The sequence below is a fragment of the Shewanella sp. GutDb-MelDb genome (assembly GCF_002836075.1).
Classification (GTDB): domain Bacteria; phylum Pseudomonadota; class Gammaproteobacteria; order Enterobacterales; family Shewanellaceae; genus Shewanella.
In genome coordinates this window covers 1-634 of the sequence record NZ_PJBM01000084.1, presented here as the reverse complement: position 1 = coordinate 634, position 634 = coordinate 1, and the positions used below count along the sequence as shown (strand labels likewise).

General features: G+C 44.8%; 1 protein-coding gene. It reads right to left on the bottom strand.

What is annotated here, in order from left to right:
- On the bottom strand, positions 1–634 hold a 634-nt coding region (locus tag CXF82_RS01445), incomplete at both ends, for an acrylate reductase flavoprotein subunit ArdA (protein ID WP_145991641.1).

The window sequence follows — 634 nt, the reverse complement described above, 5'->3', positions numbered from 1 at the left end:
AGATAGACTGACCTGTGAAGCTGTCTTTCACTTCGGCTTTAGTATTGACCTGTACACCACCTTGGCAATAATGCACTTTTGGCCATAGTCTTACGACGGTGAATGGCGCTTGGATAAACTTATCTTTAGCCTTAGTCATATTCTTACCGAACTGCTTGTCATCACCAGACTTAACGTATTCGTTATACTCTGCGATCTGAGCTTTCAGCGCTGTAAGTGGCACTTCAAAATGTTTGGCTAGTTCTTCAACTGAATCAAACTTCCAACCGACGTTGTACTTGATTACTTTCTTAGTATTCGGATGCTTTTTAGAATCCTTATAGCTAGTGATCAAGATTGGAGGCAGTGCGTTACCCTTTTCATCACGGCAACTTAGCTCAGCATCAGCACGCGTCTTACGGTCAGCAATTTCGTTCATGAAACGCTTACCCGTTAGACGGTTTACCGCCATTGAATGAGGGAAATTGTAGATAGAATAGTTAGACACATAACCGAATCCACCTTCATCAGGTGACGCCCAAGGGCCAGATTGAATGTGCGCTAAATGTACAGGGATGGCGCCTAAGCGGAACATCTCATACATACCTTCGCCCGTAGCACCGGGTGCGTTAGTACAACCCACTTCAGCTGTTAG